This window comes from Klebsiella sp. V115_8 (assembly GCF_029967715.1).
GTDB lineage: Bacteria > Pseudomonadota > Gammaproteobacteria > Enterobacterales > Enterobacteriaceae > Klebsiella > Klebsiella quasipneumoniae.
In genome coordinates, this window is record NZ_JASCAR010000050.1 from 13,985 (window position 1) to 32,672 (window position 18,688).

General features: G+C 59.0%; 20 protein-coding genes and 1 pseudogene. 12 read left to right on the plus strand and 9 right to left on the minus strand.

Annotation, left to right across the window (positions count from 1 at the left end):
• Positions 1-106: 106 nt before the first annotated feature.
• The 4 genes from nsrR to QLG03_RS24745 all read left to right on the plus strand — a co-directional run bounded on the left by nsrR (position 107) and on the right by QLG03_RS24745 (position 5,580).
• Positions 107-532 carry a nitric oxide-sensing transcriptional repressor NsrR gene (gene nsrR, locus QLG03_RS24730; RefSeq protein WP_002885667.1) on the plus strand — a complete coding sequence of 142 codons (426 nt, stop codon included), beginning with the start codon at positions 107-109 and terminating at the stop codon, positions 530-532.
• A 36-nt stretch (positions 533-568) separates the two neighbouring features.
• The gene (rnr, locus tag QLG03_RS24735; RefSeq protein WP_023291716.1) at positions 569-3,007 is read left to right on the plus strand and encodes a ribonuclease R; all 2,439 of its coding nucleotides are present in this window, start codon (positions 569-571) and stop codon (positions 3,005-3,007) included.
• A 79-nt stretch (positions 3,008-3,086) separates the two neighbouring features.
• Positions 3,087-3,818 (plus strand): 23S rRNA (guanosine(2251)-2'-O)-methyltransferase RlmB, encoded by a 732-nt coding sequence (rlmB, locus tag QLG03_RS24740; protein WP_002885669.1) that lies wholly within the window; start codon positions 3,087-3,089, stop codon positions 3,816-3,818.
• Positions 3,819-3,942: 124 nt separating this feature from the next.
• Positions 3,943-5,580: an isovaleryl-CoA dehydrogenase gene (locus tag QLG03_RS24745; protein ID WP_023291717.1), complete on the plus strand. Its 1,638-nt coding sequence runs from the start codon at positions 3,943-3,945 to the stop codon at positions 5,578-5,580.
• Here the strand turns inward: QLG03_RS24745 and yjfN are convergent.
• Both yjfN and bsmA read right to left on the minus strand, forming a co-directional pair.
• Entirely contained in the window at positions 5,571-5,846 is a 276-nt protein-coding gene (yjfN, locus tag QLG03_RS24750; protein WP_004206450.1) for a DUF1471 family protease activator YjfN, read from the minus strand. The genes QLG03_RS24745 and yjfN overlap by 10 nt on opposite strands.
• A gap of 137 nt (positions 5,847-5,983) precedes the next feature.
• Positions 5,984-6,292, minus strand: a complete 309-nt coding sequence (gene bsmA / locus QLG03_RS24755; protein ID WP_023291718.1) for a biofilm peroxide resistance protein BsmA — start codon at positions 6,290-6,292, stop codon at positions 5,984-5,986.
• A gap of 224 nt (positions 6,293-6,516) precedes the next feature.
• Here bsmA and yjfP point away from each other — a divergent pair.
• Positions 6,517-7,714 (plus strand): annotated as a pseudogene (gene yjfP, locus QLG03_RS24760) (esterase).
• Between the two features lie 62 nt (positions 7,715-7,776).
• On the opposite strand, the gene QLG03_RS24765 reads toward yjfP, so the two are convergent.
• Entirely contained in the window at positions 7,777-8,970 is a 1,194-nt protein-coding gene (locus tag QLG03_RS24765; protein WP_023291728.1) for an MFS transporter, read from the minus strand.
• A 149-nt stretch (positions 8,971-9,119) separates the two neighbouring features.
• Positions 9,120-9,395, minus strand: coding sequence for a DUF1471 domain-containing protein (locus tag QLG03_RS24770; protein ID WP_004206463.1), 276 nt, complete (start codon positions 9,393-9,395; stop codon positions 9,120-9,122).
• A gap of 341 nt (positions 9,396-9,736) precedes the next feature.
• On the opposite strand from QLG03_RS24770, the gene rpsF reads away from it, so the two are divergent.
• From rpsF to rplI, 4 genes are read left to right on the plus strand one after another with little or no spacing between them, the layout of a single operon-like run.
• Positions 9,737-10,132: a 30S ribosomal protein S6 gene (gene rpsF, locus QLG03_RS24775; RefSeq protein WP_008807174.1), complete on the plus strand. Its 396-nt coding sequence runs from the start codon at positions 9,737-9,739 to the stop codon at positions 10,130-10,132.
• Positions 10,133-10,137: 5 nt separating this feature from the next.
• Positions 10,138-10,452, plus strand: a complete 315-nt coding sequence (priB, locus tag QLG03_RS24780; RefSeq protein WP_002885722.1) for a primosomal replication protein N — start codon at positions 10,138-10,140, stop codon at positions 10,450-10,452.
• A gap of 4 nt (positions 10,453-10,456) precedes the next feature.
• Complete coding sequence (gene rpsR, locus QLG03_RS24785; RefSeq protein ID WP_000135199.1) at positions 10,457-10,684, plus strand: 30S ribosomal protein S18; 228 nt, start codon at positions 10,457-10,459, stop codon at positions 10,682-10,684.
• A 41-nt stretch (positions 10,685-10,725) separates the two neighbouring features.
• Positions 10,726-11,175, plus strand: a complete 450-nt coding sequence (gene rplI, locus QLG03_RS24790; protein ID WP_004206464.1) for a 50S ribosomal protein L9 — start codon at positions 10,726-10,728, stop codon at positions 11,173-11,175.
• Positions 11,176-11,283: 108 nt separating this feature from the next.
• Here rplI and QLG03_RS24795 read toward each other — a convergent pair whose 3' ends face one another.
• A complete protein-coding gene (locus QLG03_RS24795) occupies positions 11,284-11,958 on the minus strand; it encodes a LysM-like peptidoglycan-binding domain-containing protein (protein WP_023291729.1) in 675 nt (224 codons plus the stop codon).
• A gap of 219 nt (positions 11,959-12,177) precedes the next feature.
• On the opposite strand from QLG03_RS24795, the gene fklB reads away from it, so the two are divergent.
• Positions 12,178-12,798, plus strand: coding sequence for an FKBP-type peptidyl-prolyl cis-trans isomerase (gene fklB / locus QLG03_RS24800; protein WP_002886687.1), 621 nt, complete (start codon positions 12,178-12,180; stop codon positions 12,796-12,798).
• A gap of 305 nt (positions 12,799-13,103) precedes the next feature.
• The gene (cycA, locus tag QLG03_RS24805; protein WP_023291730.1) at positions 13,104-14,507 is read left to right on the plus strand and encodes a D-serine/D-alanine/glycine transporter; all 1,404 of its coding nucleotides are present in this window, start codon (positions 13,104-13,106) and stop codon (positions 14,505-14,507) included.
• Positions 14,508-14,611: 104 nt separating this feature from the next.
• Here cycA and ytfE read toward each other — a convergent pair whose 3' ends face one another.
• From ytfE to QLG03_RS24825, 4 genes are all read right to left on the minus strand, one after another.
• Complete coding sequence (gene ytfE, locus QLG03_RS24810) at positions 14,612-15,274, minus strand: iron-sulfur cluster repair protein YtfE (protein WP_255989467.1); 663 nt, start codon at positions 15,272-15,274, stop codon at positions 14,612-14,614.
• 82 nt (positions 15,275-15,356) lie between these two features.
• On the minus strand, positions 15,357-16,328 hold the full coding sequence (locus QLG03_RS24815) for a DMT family transporter (RefSeq protein WP_044525189.1): 972 nt from the start codon (positions 16,326-16,328) through the stop codon (positions 15,357-15,359).
• A gap of 75 nt (positions 16,329-16,403) precedes the next feature.
• Complete coding sequence (locus QLG03_RS24820) at positions 16,404-17,228, minus strand: AraC family transcriptional regulator (RefSeq protein WP_048296477.1); 825 nt, start codon at positions 17,226-17,228, stop codon at positions 16,404-16,406.
• Between the two features lie 78 nt (positions 17,229-17,306).
• Positions 17,307-18,155: an SDR family oxidoreductase gene (locus QLG03_RS24825; RefSeq protein ID WP_048296478.1), complete on the minus strand. Its 849-nt coding sequence runs from the start codon at positions 18,153-18,155 to the stop codon at positions 17,307-17,309.
• 90 nt (positions 18,156-18,245) lie between these two features.
• On the opposite strand from QLG03_RS24825, the gene QLG03_RS24830 reads away from it, so the two are divergent.
• Positions 18,246-18,617 (plus strand): helix-turn-helix domain-containing protein, encoded by a 372-nt coding sequence (locus QLG03_RS24830; RefSeq protein ID WP_032429258.1) that lies wholly within the window; start codon positions 18,246-18,248, stop codon positions 18,615-18,617.
• Positions 18,618-18,688 lie beyond the last annotated feature (71 nt).

The following is an 18,688-nucleotide window of genomic DNA, read 5'->3' on the forward strand; positions in this document are numbered from 1 at the left end:
CGCCCGCCCCATTTTAAATAAATTAGCGGCCTGAGCGCTGGCTGGTTTATCATCAATAATAATGATGTCGCTCGACATACCCTGTTTTCTTTTCCCTGAGGTTTATGTGCAGTTAACGAGTTTCACCGATTACGGACTACGGGCGCTGATTTATATGGCGTCGCTGCCGGAAGGACGGATGACCAGTATCTCGGAAGTGACCGAGGTCTATGGCGTCTCCCGTAATCATATGGTTAAAATAATCAATCAGTTAAGTCGCATGGGCTACGTAACTGCCGTGCGGGGGAAGAACGGGGGCATTCGCCTCGGCAAACCAGCAGGACAGATCCGCGTCGGTGACGTGGTGCGCGACCTTGAACCCTTATCGCTGGTCAACTGCAGCAGCGAGTTTTGTCACATTACACCAGCCTGTCGTTTGAAACAGGCGCTAGCTGAAGCCGCGCAGAGTTTTCTCAAGGAACTGGATAACTATACGCTGGCTGATTTGGTTGAGAAGAATCAACCGCTTTATAAATTATTGCTGGTGGAGTGACGCCACTCTGCCGGAGATGACAACGGAGGAACCGATATGTCACAAGATCCATTCCAGGAACGCGAAGCTGAGAAGTACGCGAACCCAATCCCGAGCCGGGAATTTATCCTCGAACATTTAACCAAACGGGAAAAGCCTGCCAGCCGCGATGAGCTGGCCATCGAGTTAAATATCGAGGGCGAAGAGCAAACCGAAGCGCTGCGCCGCCGCCTGCGCGCGATGGAGCGCGACGGTCAGCTGGTCTTCACCCGCCGTCAGTGCTATGCGCTGCCGGAGCGCCTTGATCTCCTCAAAGGAACCGTTATCGGCCACCGTGATGGCTATGGTTTCCTGCGCGTTGAAGGGCGCAAAGACGATCTCTACCTGTCGTCAGAGCAGATGAAAACCTGTATTCATGGCGACCAGGTGCTGGCCCAACCGCTGGGCGCGGACCGCAAGGGCCGCCGCGAAGCGCGCATTGTCCGCGTCCTGGTGCCGAAAACCAGCCAGATTGTTGGCCGCTACTTTACCGACGCTGGCGTCGGTTTCGTCGTCCCGGACGACAGTCGCCTGAGCTTCGATATCCTGATCCCGCCGGAAGAGATTATGGGCGCGCGGATGGGCTACGTGGTGGTGGTCGAGCTGACCCAGCGCCCGACCCGTCGCACCAAAGCCGTGGGGAAAATCGTCGAAGTGCTGGGCGACAACATGGGTACCGGCATGGCCGTCGATATGGCGCTGCGCACCCATGAAATTCCATACGTCTGGCCGCCGGCGGTAGAAAACCAGGTTTCCGGCCTGAAAGAGCAGGTGCCGGAAGAGGCGAAAGCCGGGCGCGTCGATCTGCGCTCCCTGCCGCTGGTCACCATTGACGGCGAAGATGCCCGCGACTTCGATGACGCGGTGTACTGCGAGAAGAAACGCGGCGGCGGCTGGCGCCTGTGGGTAGCCATTGCCGACGTCAGCTACTACGTGCGTCCAGGGACGCCGCTGGACGCTGAAGCGCGCAGCCGCGGAACCTCGGTCTACTTCCCGTCGCAGGTGGTGCCGATGCTGCCGGAAGTGCTGTCTAACGGTCTGTGCTCGCTGAACCCGCAGGTCGATCGCCTGTGCATGGTGTGCGAGATGACGATTTCGTCAAAAGGCCGTCTGACCGGTTATAAATTCTATGAAGCGGTGATGAGTTCACATGCTCGCCTGACCTATACCAAGGTGTGGCATATGCTGCAGGGCGACCAGGAGCTGCGTGAGCACTACGCGCCGCTGGTGAAGCATATTGAAGAACTGCATAACCTCTACAAGGTGCTGGATGGCGCCCGCGAAGAGCGCGGCGGTATCTCATTTGAAAGTGAAGAAGCTAAATTCATCTTCAACGCCGAGCGCCGTATCGAGCGTATCGAACAGACCCAGCGTAACGATGCGCACAAGCTGATTGAAGAGTGCATGATCCTGGCGAACATCTCCGCTGCGCGCTTCGTTGAGAAGGCGCAGGAGCCGGCGCTGTTCCGTATTCACGATAAGCCGAGCACCGAGGCGATTACCGCGTTCCGCAGCGTGCTGGCGGAGCTGGGTCTGGAACTGCCGGGCGGCAACAAGCCGGAGCCGCGCGATTACGCCGAACTGCTGACCTCCATCGCCGATCGCCCGGATGCGGAAATGCTGCAGACGATGCTCCTGCGGTCGATGAAGCAGGCGGTCTACGATCCGGAAAACCGCGGCCACTTTGGCCTCGCGCTGCAGTCCTATGCCCACTTCACCTCGCCGATCCGTCGTTACCCGGATCTGTCGCTGCACCGCGCCATCAAATATCTGCTGGCCAAAGAGCAGGGGCATAAAGGCAATAGCACGGAGACCGGCGGCTGGCACTACAGCATGGAAGAGATGCTGCAGCTGGGCGAGCACTGCTCGATGACCGAACGTCGCGCCGATGAAGCGACGCGCGAAGTCTCCGACTGGCTGAAGTGTGACTTCATGCAGGATCAGGTAGGCAATATCTTCTCCGGGGTTATCGCCAGCGTGACCGGCTTTGGCTTCTTCGTTCGTCTCAACGATCTGTTTATCGACGGCCTGGTGCATGTTTCCTCCCTGGATAACGACTACTATCGTTTCGACCAGGTGGGGCAGCGTCTGATCGGCGAGTCCGGCGGGCAGACCTATCGCCTGGGCGACCGCGTGGAAGTCCGTGTGGAAGCGGTCAACATGGACGAGCGTAAAATCGACTTTACCCTGATCTCCAGCGAGCGCGCGCCGCGTAATGTCGGCAAAACCGCCCGTGAGAAAGCGAAAAAGAGCACCTCCGGCAAACCGGGCGGCCGTCGTCGTCAGGTTGGTAAGCAGGTGAACTTCGAGCCGGACAGCGCGTTCCGCAAAGAAAAAGACCAGGCGAAAGCGAAACCGAAAGGCGAGAAGAAAGCGAAAAAACCGTCGGCGAAAACGCAGAAAATCGCCGCCGCGACCAAAGCCAAGCGCGCGGCAAAGAAGAAGAGCGCCGAGTGATTGACCACCCTTCACTCTGAAGTCTGCTGACGCAGAACGGGGTGAAGGGCGGATAACAGAACCTAAAACGAGTACATCAATGAGTGAAATGATTTACGGCATCCATGCGGTGCAGGCACTGCTGGAGCGCGCACCTGAGCGTTTTCAGGAAGTTTATATTCTGAAAGGCCGTGAGGATAAGCGCCTGCTGCCGCTGATCCACGCGCTGGAAGCGCAGGGCGTGGTGATTCAGCTGGCCAACCGCCAGTTCCTCGATGAGAAGAGCGAAGGCGCGGTACACCAGGGGATCATTGCCCGTGTGAAGCCGGGGCGTCAGTATCAGGAGAACGATCTGCCGGATCTGCTGGCGCAGCTCGATCAGCCGTTCCTGTTGATCCTTGACGGCGTGACCGATCCGCATAACCTCGGCGCCTGCCTGCGCAGCGCCGATGCTGCCGGCGTGCACGCGGTGATTGTGCCGAAAGATCGTTCCGCGCAGCTGAATGCGACGGCGAAGAAAGTGGCCTGCGGCGCGGCGGAGAACGTCCCGCTGATCCGCGTCACCAACCTGGCGCGCACCATGCGCCTGCTGCAGGAGGAGAACGTCTGGATCGTCGGAACCGCAGGTGAAGCCGACCATACGCTGTTCCAGAGCAAAATGACCGGGCCGATGGCGCTGGTGATGGGCGCGGAAGGCGAAGGTATGCGCCGCCTGACCCGCGAGCACTGTGATGAGCTGATCAGCATCCCGATGGCGGGCAGCGTCTCCTCGCTGAACGTCTCGGTGGCCACTGGTATCTGCCTGTTTGAGGCGGTACGCCAGCGCAGCTAAGCTGATCCGCTGACGGAACTGAAAAGCCATCCTCCGGGATGGCTTTTTTGTGACCGCTCTCGCGGGCGAGTATCTCCCCGGATAACCATACTTATGGTTATCGCCATTGATGGAGGGAGACACGATGCACTGGCAAACGCACACCGTTTTTAATCAACCGACCCCGCTGAATAACAGCAATCTGTTCCTGTCTGATACCGCCCTGCGTGAAGCGGTGGTCCGTGAAGGCGCCGGCTGGGATGGCGATCTGCTCGCCAGCATTGGCCAGCAGCTGGGGACCGCAGAATCGCTGGAGCTGGGACGCCTGGCCAACAGCAACCCGCCGGAGCTGCTGCGCTATGACGCCACCGGCGCCCGACTGGACGACGTTCGCTTCCACCCCGCCTGGCACCTGCTGATGCAGGGGCTGTGCGCGAACCGGGTGCATAATCTCGCCTGGCAGGAGGAGGCCCGTGAAGGCGCGTTTGTCGCGCGCGCCGCTCGCTTTCTGCTCCACGCCCAGGTAGAGGCCGGAACGCTGTGCCCGATTACCATGACCTTCGCCGCGACGCCTCTGCTGCAGCACGCCCTGCCTGCGCCTTTTGGCGACTGGCTGTCGCCGCTGCTGAGCGACCGTTACGATCCCCACCTCGCGCCGGGCGGCCAGAAGCGCGGCCTGCTGATTGGCATGGGGATGACCGAGAAGCAAGGGGGCTCCGATGTGCTGAGCAATACCACCCGCGCGGAGAAAACGGCGGAAGGGTTTTACCGGCTGGTGGGACACAAATGGTTCTTCTCGGTGCCGCAGAGCGATGCCCACCTGGTGCTGGCCCAGGCGCCTGCGGGCCTGTCGTGCTTCTTTGTGCCGCGCCTGCTGCCCGACGGACAGCGCAACGGCGTGCGGCTGGAGCGCTTAAAAGAAAAGCTCGGCAACCGCTCCAACGCCAGTAGCGAAGTGGAGTTTTATGACGCCTGCGGCTGGCTGGTGGGCGACGAGGGCGACGGCGTGCGGCAGATCCTCAGGATGGGCGGCCTGACCCGCTTTGACTGCGCGCTGGGTAGCCATGCCCTGATGCGCCGGGCCTTCTCGGTGGCGCTGTATCATGCGTTACAGCGCCAGGCGTTCGGTAAAAATCTGGTCGATCAACCGATGATGCGCCAGCTGCTGGGGCAAATGGCGCTCCGTCTTGAAGGACAAACCGCGTTCCTGTTTCGTCTGGCGCGGGCCTGGGACCGTCGGGATGATGCCCGGGAAAGCGCCTGGGCGCGTCTGTTTACGCCTGCGGCCAAGTTTGCCATCTGCAAGGCCGGCATCCCGTTCGTCGCTGAGGCGATGGAAGTCCTGGGAGGGATCGGCTATTGCGAGGAGAGTGAGCTGCCGCGGTTGTATCGCGAGATGCCGGTCAACAGCATCTGGGAAGGCTCCGGCAATATTATGTGCCTCGATGTGATGCGGGTGCTGAGCAAGCAGCCGGCGGCGATGGAGCTGCTGGCCGCGGAGTGTGCGGAGGTGAAAGGACAGAACCGCCATCTCGACCGCGCATGGCGTCAGCTGCAGCAATTGCTGAAACGACCCGCCGAAGAGCAGGGCAGAGAGATTGCCCGGCTGGTCTATCGTCTGGGGGCGGGAGCGCAGATGTTGCGTTTCGCTTCGCCGCCGCTGGCCGAAGCCTGGTGCCGGATGATGCTCGACACGCGCGGCGGCATACGTCTTGACGCGCCGACCCTCGACGACCTGCTGCTGCGGGCCATGGGGCGGGGGCGTCAGGCGCCTCAGGCGTAGAGAATGGCCTGCACGCGCCAGCTGTCCGGCTGTTGTTCCTCGTACATCTGAATAATGCGATACCAGGAGGCGCCTTGCTCGTCCGCTTTGCGGGCAATGGCGTGCTCCACATCCTGTTGGCTGCCGGAAAGATTAGCGACGGAGATCAGACCGATTTCATTCAGGCCGGTGACGCAATCCGCGCTGGCGAATTCGGCTGACTGCGCGGAGGTGTTGGCCGTCGCAGTGGTTAACAGCAGGCTGGATAGGGTAAAAGATCGTTTCATCGTCAGCTCCATTTCACGTAGTCCCAAGGGCAGTCCGTTGCTAACGTCCTGCCAGGTGGCTGGCCGAACGTTATTATGCACAGGAGAACGTGAATGGACGCAAAGCTGTGTAAAGCAGATTTAAAGACGCCGTCTCGTCATCGACGATAGAGGATCGCCTGCGAATACCACTGGCCGGGTACCATGGTGTCATCGATCATGATGATGACGTAGTAATCGGCTTTGGCCGCTTCTGCTTTGGCCTTCAGCGCCGCTTCGACATCCATCGGCGAACCGTACATCAGTACGCTCACCGTGGCCATTTTCTGCAGGCCAGCCGTCTGGTTGCGCTGGATCTCCTGCGGATGGTCGGTGGCGGGCGGCGGGGCTTCCGGCGTTCCCTGCAGAGCGCTACACCCGCTGAGGACGATAGCCAGTAACCACGGACAAAACCTGCGCATAACCATATCTCGTTTCCTGATAGTGATAGTGTAGTGGTAGCCTTAACAGGATTTCCGGGGAATGTTCCCGAACTGTTATCTCTGACGCGATTTTCGAATGAAAATGTTGTGAAAGCGTAACCGGGTTCTCAACATTATGAATCGTAGCAAACGGGGTTGCCTGGTGAATGCATTTTCCCATGCTGCCTAACCACAATAGATAAGGGAGACGATAAATGATTGCACTCGAAATGCGCAACCTCGGCGGTGGCGAAATTTTGCATGCCTGCCCGCAGGAGAGTCTGGATAAGCCACTGCCCTGTATCGTCTTTTATCATGGCTTTACCTCGTCAAAACTGGTTTACAGCTACTTTGCAGTGGCGCTGGCCCAGGCGGGTTTCCGGGTGATTATGCCGGACGCGCCGGAGCATGGCGCGCGCTATCACGGTGATGAGACCGGGCGGATGCAGCGCTTCTGGCCGATCCTGCAGCAGAATTTCAGAGAGTTTCCCGCGCTGCGCGAGGCGATTATCGCCGAAGGCTGGCTGGAAGGAGAGCGACTGGCGGTGGCGGGGGCGTCGATGGGGGGAATGACGGCCCTGGGTATCATGACGCATCATCCCGAGCTGAACAGCGTCGCCTGCCTGATGGGGTCGGGTTATTTTCGTTCGCTGTCGCAAACCCTGTTTCCCTCGCCTGGCTTTGATGGCGACAGCCTCAGCGAGTGGGATGTCAGTCATCAGCTGGCGTCGCTCGCCCGGCGGCCGCTGCTGCTCTGGCATGGCGATGCCGACGACGTGGTGCCGCCGGCAGAGACCTTCCGGCTTGAGCAGGCACTCAGGCAGAGCGATCTTGCCGCCAGGCTGACCTGCGTCTGGCAGAAAGGCGTCCGCCATCGTATCACCCCGGAGGCGCTGGCCACGACGGTCGCCTTTTTCCAGCAGCATCTTTAAACGCGGATCACGCTGGCGTCCCTCCTCTGATACCGCTACCCATCTGGCGCTCTATCGCCGTTATCCCGGCCTTGGCGGGGTGGTGCATACCCATTCGACGCACGCTACCGCCTGGGCGCAGGCGGGGCTGGCGATCCCGGCGCTCGGCACCACCCATGCGGACTACTTTTTCGGTGATATCCCTTGCACCCGGGCGCTTAGCGCGCAGGAGGTGGATGAGGGCTACGAGCTGAACACCGGGAAGGTGATGATCGAAACGCTGGGCGAGGCAAACCCGTTGCATACGCCGGGGATCGTCGTCTATCAGCACGGGCCGTTCTCCTGGGGGAAAGACGCCCACGAGGCGGTGCACAATGCGGTGGTGATGGAAGAGATGGCGCGCATGGCGTGGATTGCCCGCGGCATTAATCCGCGGCTGCAGCCGATTGACAGCTGGCTGATGGAAAAACATTTTCTGCGTAAACACGGGCCGAACGCCTACTACGGGCAGAAGTAAACGACGCGCTCCGGGGCTTTCACCGTCACGGTAAAGCAACTGGCCTGGCCCCGGAGCCGTTTTTAGCCCTGACGATAAGCCGACGGCATAGCGCGCATGCCGATGAGCGTGACCACGCAAATTATCGCGCCAGCGTAAAACGTCGAAGCGGCGCCGAAGGTTTCCCACAGCACGCCTGCGCCGGTACTGGCCAGCAACAGCGCCAGGCCGCTCATCAGGTTGAACATACCGAACGCCGTGCCGCGTAGCGCCGGCGGCGCCGTATGGGCGACCATCGCCGCCAGCAGCCCCTGGGTCATCCCCATATGAATTCCCCACAGCGCGACCCCGACCAGCAGCGTGCTCCAGTGGGCGCTGAGGGCCAGCACGATATCGGCGAGGATCAGCACCAGCAGTCCCCACTGCAGCAGTTTGCTGTGGCTCATGCTGTCAGAGAGCTTGCCGAACGGGTAGGCCGTAACGCTGTAGACCAGGTTCATCGCCACCATTACCAGCGGAATGGTAAACAGCGGGATCTCCATCTGCTGGGCGCGCAGCACCAGAAAGGCTTCGCTGAAGCGGGCGAGGGTGAAGATGCTGCCGATGGCGACCACCCACCAGTAGGCGGCGGAGAGCTTTTGCAGATTTTCGCGCTTCAGCGGATTACTGCGTTGATGGTCGATGGCGGATTTTGGCTCCTGCAGGCCAAAACCCAGCAGGAGAATAGAGAGCACGGCGGGAATAACCGCCACCCAGAATATAGCGTGAAAATCGTTGGCCCAGATAAACATCAGCAGCACCGCCAGCAGCGGGCCGAGAAAGGCGCCAACGGTATCCAGCGCCTGACGTAGCCCGTAGGCGGCGCCGCGGATCTCCGGTGGGGTGACGTCGGCGACCAGCGCGTCGCGCGGCGCGCCGCGAATGCCTTTGCCTACGCGGTCGATCATGCGGGCGCTAAACACCACGCCGGCGGTCGGGGCGATGGCAAACAGCGGCTTGCTGAGCGCGCCCAGGCCGTAGCCCAGCAGCGCCAGCCCTTTGCGCTTACCGACGTAGTCGCTGATCGCGCCGGAGAAGATTTTCAGGATCAGGGCGGTGGCTTCCGCCAGCCCCTCGATAAGACCGATGATAATCACGCTGGCGCCGAGGGTGGTGGCCATAAACAGCGGTAAGAGACTGTGGATCATCTCGGACGACACATCCATCAGCAGGCTGACGCCGCCGAGCACCCAAACGCCTTTGGGGATGCGGCCTAAGGTGGCGAAACGCGGAACCATCAATCACTCCTGAATATCAAATGGCGAGTGGCTGATTAAATCAGGTTGCGATGACGCTGATAAGTTGATTTATAAAATTATTCTCAATTGCGTTTAGCCGCTGGCCTTGCTTCGCCCCTCGCGAGGAGAGGCGAAGAATGGGCCCGACATTAGCGGTAAATCACCGCGCTGGCGCGAAGCGGGCCGTTGGTTTCTGGTTCGTGCATCAGGATGGGCTGAAAATATTTCGCCCCCTGCGCATCGCTCAGCTGGCTAAGGGCCTGTTCGGCCTCGTGCTCAGTGGCCATATTGTGATTGATATAGATAACGCCGAGGCTCTGCACATCGTCCATGTTGCGGGCCTGTCGTTCGGTGATTTGGATAGCTGCCAACGCGTTGGCGCTGAAGAAAAGCGCAGCCATCATGGCGATGATTTTCAGTTTCATATACTACGCTCCTGACTGACAGTCCTGACGCTGACTCGGGGCTCTCCTGTGGTCATTGGGTTTCTGATTTAAGTGTAATCGCTGATTGAACGGCGTATCGCGACCTTTTCTGATGCAGTTGTTCAAAAAAATGCCGCTTCCTTTGCTGGTTAATTTTAAATCACCCACTTAGCGCCACTTGGCGCTTAGTGCGAATTATTTGTGCAAATGCGCTTGTGTTCCTGGGGGGCCGCCATTAGAATGACGCGTCAATTTTTCAGCCGCCCTTTAACACGTTCCTTGCCTCCATGGGCCGCGGCTGACCCAGACAGGAGGCTGAATAATCCGTAAGGAGCAATTCGATGCGTCATTACGAAATCGTTTTTATGGTCCATCCTGACCAGAGCGAACAGGTTCCGGGCATGATCGAACGTTACACTGGTGCAATCACTGCAGCAGCAGGTACGATCCACCGTCTGGAAGACTGGGGCCGCCGTCAGCTGGCTTATCCGATCAACAAACTGCACAAAGCTCACTACGTTCTGCTGAACGTTGAAGCGCCGCAGGAAGCGATCGATGAGCTGGAAACTAACTTCCGCTTCAACGACGCCGTTATCCGCAGCATGGTAATGCGTACTAAGCACGCTGTTACCGAAGCATCTCCGATGGTTAAAGCGAAAGACGAGCGCCGTGAGCGTCGCGAAGATTTCGCCAACGAAACCGCAGATGATTCTGAAGCTGGGGATTCTGAAGAGTAATCCTGATGACCAACCGTCTGGAGCTGTCCGGCATTATTTGCAGGACTCCACTTCGTAAGGTCAGCCCGTCAGGAATTCCTCACTGCCAGTTCGTGCTTGAGCATCGTTCAGTGCAGGAGGAAGCCGGTTTTCACCGGCAGGCATGGTGTCAAATGCCCGTTATTATTAGCGGTCACGAGAACCAGGCCATTACTCACAGTATAACGGTCGGTAGCGCAGTAACCGTTCGAGGGTTCATCTCTTGCCATAAGGCAAAGAACGGCTTGAGCAAAATGGTTCTGCATGCCGAGCAGATTGAATTGATAGATTCTGGAGACTAGCCATATGGCACGTTATTTCCGTCGTCGCAAGTTCTGCCGTTTCACCGCGGAAGGCGTTCAAGAGATCGACTATAAAGATATCGCTACGCTGAAAAACTACATCACCGAAAGCGGTAAGATTGTCCCGAGCCGTATCACCGGTACCCGTGCAAAATACCAGCGTCAGCTGGCTCGCGCTATCAAACGCGCTCGCTACCTGTCCCTGCTGCCGTACACTGATCGTCATCAGTAATCGGTCACGGTCCATTAATACGACTTTGAGAGGATAAGGTAATGCAAGTTATTCTGCTTGATAAAGTAGCAAACCTGGGTAGCCTGGGTGATCAGGTTAACGTTAAAGCGGGCTATGCTCGTAACTTCCTGGTCCCGCAGGGTAAAGCTGTTCCTGCTACCAAGAAAAACGTTGAATTCTTCGAAGCACGTCGCGCTGAACTGGAAGCCAAACTGGCTGACGTTCTGGCAGCTGCTGAAGCTCGTGCTGCGCAGATCAACGCCCTGGAATCCGTAACCATCGCGTCTAAAGCTGGCGACGAAGGTAAACTGTTCGGTTCCATCGGTACTCGCGACATCGCTGACGCTGTCACTGCAGCAGGCGTTAAAGTTGCTAAGAGCGAAGTTCGCCTGCCGAACGGCGTTCTGCGTAACGTTGGCGAGCACGAAGTGGACTTCCAGGTTCACAGCGAAGTTTTCGCTAAAGTTATCATCAACGTGGTTGCTGAGTAATCGGCCTCTGACGTTCTGGTAACAACAAATCGCCGGCCTTGTGCCGGCGTTTTGCTTTTTAGCGCCTTTCATTTTGCGGCGGCGTAACGCTCGCTGTCGTCTTCGCTGCTAGCGCGCACGCACAAAGCTGCCGTTCGACTGGCGGGTAAACAGCACCTGCTGGCCGTTGCCGGTATCAATAGTGAGCCCGGTGACCACGCCGTTGGCGTTCTGCCGAATCTGCACCGTCTGTCCGCTCTGCAACGTGCTTAATGGTTTACCTGCGCCTTCAACCTGCGCCATGGCGTAAACGTCGGTGGCCGGCAGCCCATGATCGCGGAACAGCTGGGCCAGGGTTTTGCCTGACTCGATGCGATAGGTCCGCCATTGCTGTTCAATACCCGGCGCGGACTGCTGCGATGAGGATTGATAGGGCTGGGAGGCGGCGGGCTGCTGCGTCTGCGCCTGATCCGGCTGCTCATCCTGAATCGGCTCCGGGGCGACCGGCGCCATCTGGTCGGCATCGCTCACGGTAGGCGTATTGGTGATCGGCGGCAGCGGAACGGCCTGATTGCCGCCAGCTTGCGGTTGGGACTGCGACTGCAGATTCAGGTTTGCTTCACGGCTGGTGGACGCCGGGTTTTGGCTATCGTCTGAGGGAAGCAGAATGCCGATAATCACCAACAGGAAGCCAGCGATAATTCCCCGGCGGTGCATCGGGGGCAGTGGGTCCAGGAGGCGAAAATGATCCGGGGCGTGCCAGATTTTCGCCAGGGTAGATGTCAGTTCAAAGCGCCCGGGCATGGCTTTCCTCCTGCTCCGCATATTTTTATCCTGCCTATGAGTATAGATGGCTAACGTCCTGATGACCGGAACAAAGTGAAGTTAACCTGATGCCGCCTATTGTTTCTTTTTCGCTGAGATTTGTCATCATCCGCCGACAAAGTTTTACCCATTTCGCTATGGCTGTTATGCTTCCGGACGCTTTTCTCTTGATGTTTATCACCCAAAAAAGGAACAAAGATGGCAACCCCAACTTTTGACACTATCGAAGCGCAGGCAAGTTACGGTATCGGCTTGCAGGTTGGACAACAGCTGAGCGAATCCGGCCTGCAGGGGCTGCTGCCGGAAGCGTTGGTGGCGGGTATCGCCGATGCGCTGGAAGGTAACCAGCCGCAGGTGCCGGTAGAAGCCGTCCACCGTGCGCTGCGTGAAATCCACGAGCGCGCCGACGCCGTGCGTCGCGAGCGTTTCCAGGCGATGGCCGCTGACGGCCAGAAATACCTTGATGAAAACCGCGAGAAAGAGGGTGTGAACAGCACCGAGTCCGGTCTGCAGTTCCGCGTGCTGACCCAGGGCGAAGGTCCGATCCCGGCCCGTACCGACCGCGTACGCGTGCACTACACCGGTAAACTGATCGACGGTACCGTCTTCGACAGCTCCGTCGCTCGCGGCGAACCGGCAGAGTTCCCGGTGACCGGCGTAATCGGCGGCTGGATTGAAGCGCTGACCCTGATGCCGGTAGGTTCCAAATGGGAACTGACCATCCCGCACAACCTCGCCTACGGCGAGCGCGGCGCTGGCGCGTCGATTCCTCCGTTCAGCACTCTGATCTTCGAAGTTGAACTGCTGGATATTATCTAAACAGCAGAGGCTTCCTCTTCCCCAGCGGCGGGGGAAGCCACAAAAATAGCGTAAAATCCTTAAGTTAAAAATTAATTGGAATTATGTTTTGCATTCATCGCGTATGGGTGTATTTTTGTGAGCTATTTCGCGTTAGATGAGTGATATAACACTCACTTTAAACATAAAATTAACATTATATCTAAATCATAGTATTCATCCCTCCGATTCTTACCTAATATCGACTAGCCCTTGCTGGGGTTAATGACAGACGACAGGCCATCAGAGCCTGAACAACACAGACAGGTACAACAGGAAGAAATCACATGGTAGATCAGGTTAAAGTCGCTGCTGTCGAGCAGGAGCCGACTGAACAATCGCTACGGCGAAATCTCACAAACCGACATATTCAGCTGATTGCAATTGGCGGGGCGATCGGCACTGGATTATTTATGGGTTCTGGCAAAACCATCAGCCTTGCCGGGCCATCCATTATTTTTGTTTATATGATTATCGGTTTTATGCTGTTTTTCGTTATGCGAGCCATGGGCGAATTACTGCTGTCGAACCTCGAATATAAATCCTTCAGCGACTTTGCGGCCGATCTGCTGGGCCCCTGGGCGGGCTACTTTACCGGCTGGACCTATTGGTTCTGCTGGGTGGTGACGGGGATGGCGGACGTGGTGGCGATCACTGCCTACGCGCAGTTCTGGTTTCCCGGACTCTCCGACTGGGTCGCGTCGCTGGCGGTGATCCTGCTGCTGCTGGGCCTGAACCTCGCCACCGTTAAAATGTTTGGCGAAATGGAGTTCTGGTTCGCGATGATCAAAATCGTCGCCATCGTGGCGCTGATCGTGGTCGGCCTGGTGATGGTCATGATGCATTTCAAATCGCCGACCGGCGTCGAAGCCTCTTTCGCGCATCTGTGGAATGACGGCGGCTGGTTCCCGAAAGGGCTGAGCGGCTTCTTCGCCGGCTTCCAGATTGCGGTATTCGCCTTCGTGGGGATTGAGCTGGTCGGTACCACCGCGGCCGAAACCAAAGACCCGGAAAAATCCCTGCCGCGGGCGATTAACTCCATCCCGCTGCGTATCATTATGTTCTACGTCTTCGCGCTGATTGTGATTATGTCGGTGACGCCGTGGAGCTCTGTGGTGCCGAGCAAGAGCCCGTTCGTCGAGCTGTTCGTGCTGGTTGGTCTGCCGGCGGCGGCGAGCCTGATTAACTTCGTGGTGCTGACTTCCGCAGCCTCATCGGCCAACAGCGGCGTCTTCTCCACCAGCCGTATGCTGTTCGGTCTGGCGCAGGATGGTCAGGCGCCGAAGATGTTCGCCAAGCTGTCGAAGCGTGCGGTGCCGGCGAAGGGCTTAACCTTCTCCTGCATGTGCCTGCTGGGCGGTGTGGTGATGCTGATGGTCAACCCGAGCGTGATCGCCGCGTTCACCATGATCACCACGGTGTCGGCGATCCTGTTCATGTTCGTCTGGACCATCATCCTTTGCTCTTATCTGGTCTACCGTAAAAAGCGTCCGCAGCTGCACGAGAAGTCCAAATATAAGATGCCGCTGGGCAAATTAATGTGCTGGGTGTGCATGGCCTTCTTCGTCTTCGTACTGGTGCTGTTGACCCTCGAAGATGATACCCGTGAAGCGCTGATGGTCACCCCGCTGTGGTTCGTTCTGCTGGGTGCGGGCTGGCTGTTTGCCGGCAAAAAGCGTCTGGCGAAATAAAAGAGCATTTTAACGTTGCTTGCAACGGACCGTCATAAAAAAGGCCACCCGGAGTGGCCAAATAAGACGGACAATGTCGAGGGCGCCTGCGGGCGCCTTTTTCGTTATTCTCCTGCGAGGGCACGCGGGAACAGCACGTTATTTTCCAGGCTGATGTGCTCCATCAGATCGTCAATCATCTCGTTGATACCGTTATACATCGCTTTCCAGGTGGTGCACGCTTCCGGCGGCGGCGTCACGTTATGGGTGATATGTTTGATCACCTCCAGCAGTTCACCCGCTTCGTCATGCTCGCTTTCCATCACGCTGATGGGGCCCCCGGCCTGGGCGCCCATCCCCTGTTTGATCATCGGGAACAGGATCTGCTCCTCTTTCATCATGTGGCTGGAGAGCTCCTGCTGCAGCATGGTCAGGTACTTCGTCAGCCCTTTCGGCACGTTCGGTTTATCGGCATGGACCCGTTCCACCTTGGTGGCCTGCAGGATCAGCTCCGGCAGCTGTTCGCGGTGCCGATCATGATAGCGAACGATGATATGGTCGATAATCTCCGCGAGAGGCACCGCGCGCCAGTCGTGGGTGACGGGCTGCTCGGCCAGTTTCGCCAGCTCGGCTTCGATCACCGCGACATCCAGCGCTTTACGCGATGCGGCGCGCGCCAGCGTCTGTTTGCCGCCGCAGCAGTAGTCCATATCGTATTGACGGAACAGGGCGGAGGCGCGGGGGATGGACAGCGCCAGCTCGCCTAAAGGTTGGTCACGGAAAGCCATAGCAGTTACCTCGTCATCAGGAATATAAGATGCATTTTAAATGCATCTTTATGGCGAGGGAATACCCCTTAAGAGGGCCCGGCTACTTTTTTTCGTGCGTCAGCGGTTGCAACGTCGGTTTGTCCGGCCTGGCGCGTACGGCGGAGACCACGCCGAGCACCAGCAGCAGGATCCCGCTCAGGGTTAACAGCGGCGGTAAGCTTTGTCGCAGCAGAAAGGTATACAGGAGCCCGGCCAGGGTTTCGAAAACGATAAGCGGCCCGAGGATCACCGTCGGCAACCGTTGACTGGCAATATTCCAGCACAGCGCGCCGACCCATGAGCAGAGCACCGCGATGGCCAGCATCAGCGTAATGAACACCGCCGGGCGCGGGCCGAAGGGCAGGGGGAACCCGGCCTGCTGACCGTGCAGCCAGGCGCAGGCGGCGAGATAACCGGCCAGCGAAACCGGAAGCGTCACCAGCGCCTGAGCGGTAGCCCACATCATCGGCGGTTGATGCGGATTCTCCCGCAGCCAGCGGGCGTTGCGCAGCGCATACCAGGCCCAGCAGACCACCGACCCCAGCGCCAGCGCAATGCCGGAGCCGTAGCGCCACGGACTAAAATCAGGCAAACCCTGGCGCAGTTCCGCGACGTTAACGCAGATCAGGCCGACGGCGATGCAGACCAGCGCCGGAAACAGGCGCCGCCACGGCAGCTTTCCGTCGCGCTGGCTGTAGAGCAGATTGGCGAAGACCGGCAATACCACCGGCAGCGTGCCGATAATCATGGTGGAGACCGGCGCCCCGGTGCGCTGAATGGCGCTGGCCAGACAGACGTAATAGATAAGATTTCCCATCATCGTCAGACCCAGCGCGGTCCACCAGTCGTTCCGGCTCAGTTGGCGCAAACGCGCGCGCCCGAGCCATGCCAGCGGCAGGGCGATCAGACCCAGCGCCAGATAGCGTCCCATCGACTGGAGCATCGCCGGATACTCGGGCACCAGCAAAGGCCCGACAAAGATTAATCCCCACATCAGCCCCGCCAGCAGGGCGTACAACACACCACTAATCATCATTGCATCCATTGTCATCACGGTTGTCTGCAGTGTAGAAGGAGGGCGGGCGGGAATATTGTATGAGATTGCGCATCAGCGCCTGGCGACCTGCTTCTGATAGCGTACCGGCGTAATGCCGTAACGCTGGGTGAAGGCGCGGGTCAGGTGAGACTGGTCGGTAAGGCCGACGGCTATCGCCACTTCGGCGGCGGGCATGCCGTGGGTGAGAAACGCCTTGGCGCGCCACAGGCGGATGGCCATCAACATCTGATGGGGCGTCACATGATAGTGGGCTTTAAACTGGCGCTGAAAGTGGTACGGGCTAAGCGCCGCCACCTGAGCCAGCTCGTCGAGGGTGATGGGGCGCATATAGTTATCGTGCAGGTAGTCGCGCACGCGGTCGAAGCGATGTCCTGTCTCGCCCTGCGCCGAGGCATGGTGGGCCAGAGGGCGGAAGGTGTCGATGAGGTCGAGCAGCATTCCCTGCTGGGCCAGCGCATCGTCGCTGTGCCACAGGCCATATATTAGCTGGCCAATCCGCCGGGACCGCAGGGGATCCTCGCGGACCACCTCGCTGAACCACCAGTCGCGCACCCCGGTGATGGCCTCCAGACGGTCCGGCTCCAGATAAATCATCCGGTAGCGCCAGCCGTCGGCGGTTTCCGCTTCGCCGGTGTGCAGCTCGTCGGGATTCATGGTGACAATAGCGTTGGCGGCGGCGATATGCTGGTTGCCACGGTAGCGAAAGCGCTCGGCGCCTTGCTCAATCACGCCGATGCCGAAGGCTTCGTGAGTATGGGGTTCAAAGGCGTAGCGGGAGATATGGGCGTGGTAAAGCTCCACCCCGGGCAGCTGTTCGAGATGGCGAAAGCGCGCACGATCTTTTTCATCACTAAATTGGGGTGGTACGCCCTGCATGCCTGCCTCCCGACGGTTGATCTCTTCAATATGAGAGAGGAACCGCCGGGACGCAACCGCAAAAGCTGAGAGGGGCGGTTACAGAATGCCTTTCACGCTTTCGGCAAGGGAAGTGGTCGGACGGCCAATCAATGTACTCAGGGTGTGGCTGTCGTCAAACAGCCCGCCTTTCGAGGCGCCGACGTCGGAGTCCGCCAGCATATCCGCCAGACCCGCCGGCAGGCCGACGCTTTTCAGCGCGGCGGCGAAGTCGGCTTCGCTGAGGTTCTGATAGACCACGTTTTTCCCGCTGTGCGTGCTCAGCTCGGCAGCCAGGTCGCTCAGCGTCCAGGCGTTATCGCCCGCCAGTTCGTAAACTTTCCCTGCATGGCCTTCACCGGCGATAACGCGGGCGGCCGCGGCGGCATAATCCGCGCGGGTAGCGGAGGCAATTTTACCTTCGCCGGCGGCGCCGATAAACACGCCGTGCTCCAGCGCCGGCGGCGCGCTGGCCAGATAGTTTTCGGTATACCAGCCATTGCGCAGCAGGGCGTAAGCGATGCCAGAGTCGGCCAGCATCTGCTCGGTTTCAATATGCTCTGCGGCCAGGCCCAGCGGCGAAGTGTCGGCGTGCAGCAGGCTGGTATAGGCGATGAATGTCACCCCAGCGGCTTTGGCGGCGTTGATGACGTTGCGGTGCTGTACGGCACGCTGGCCGACTTCGCTGGAGGAGATTAACAGCAGTTTATTCACGCCCTGCAGCGCGGCGGTCAATGCCGCTTCGTCGCTATAGTCGGCCTGGCGGACGACGACGCCCTGCTGGCTGAGCGCCTGGGCTTTGGCCGGGTTGCGGACAATCGCCACAATCTGGCTGGCAGGAACGGTTTTAAGCAGGTCTTGCAGAACGTAGTGGCCAAGCTGGCCGGTGGCACCGGTAAGGGCGATCATGGGGCTTCTCCTTCGTGTTTATTGGCAGTTGTGGTAAGCTAACACCTTAACTAACTTTTAGTAAGTACGTACAAAAAGGTAAGTATGAAAATGGCCGAACCGACGCTGAGCGATAAACTGCGCAACGGCAATCTGTTTGCGGAACAGTGCCCGTCGCGCGATGTGCTTAAACATGTCACCAGCCGTTGGGGCGTGTTGATTCTGGTGGCGCTGCGCGAGGGGACCCATCGCTTCAGCGATCTGCGGCGCAAAATGGGCGGGGTCAGCGAAAAGATGCTGGCGCAGTCGCTGCAGGCCCTGGAGCAGGATGGTTTTATCGACCGCGTCTCTTATCCGGTGGTGCCGCCGCACGTTGAATATAGCCTGACGCCGCTCGGTCTGCAGGTGAGCGATAAGGTGGCCGCCCTGGCGGACTGGATCGAGGTTAATCTGCCCGCGGTGCTGGCGAGCCACGGGGAGTGAAAATGTATCACTCCCTGTAGCCCCGCCACCGGGGAGATGTACCCGGATAGCGGCTGGCGCCTTATCCGGGC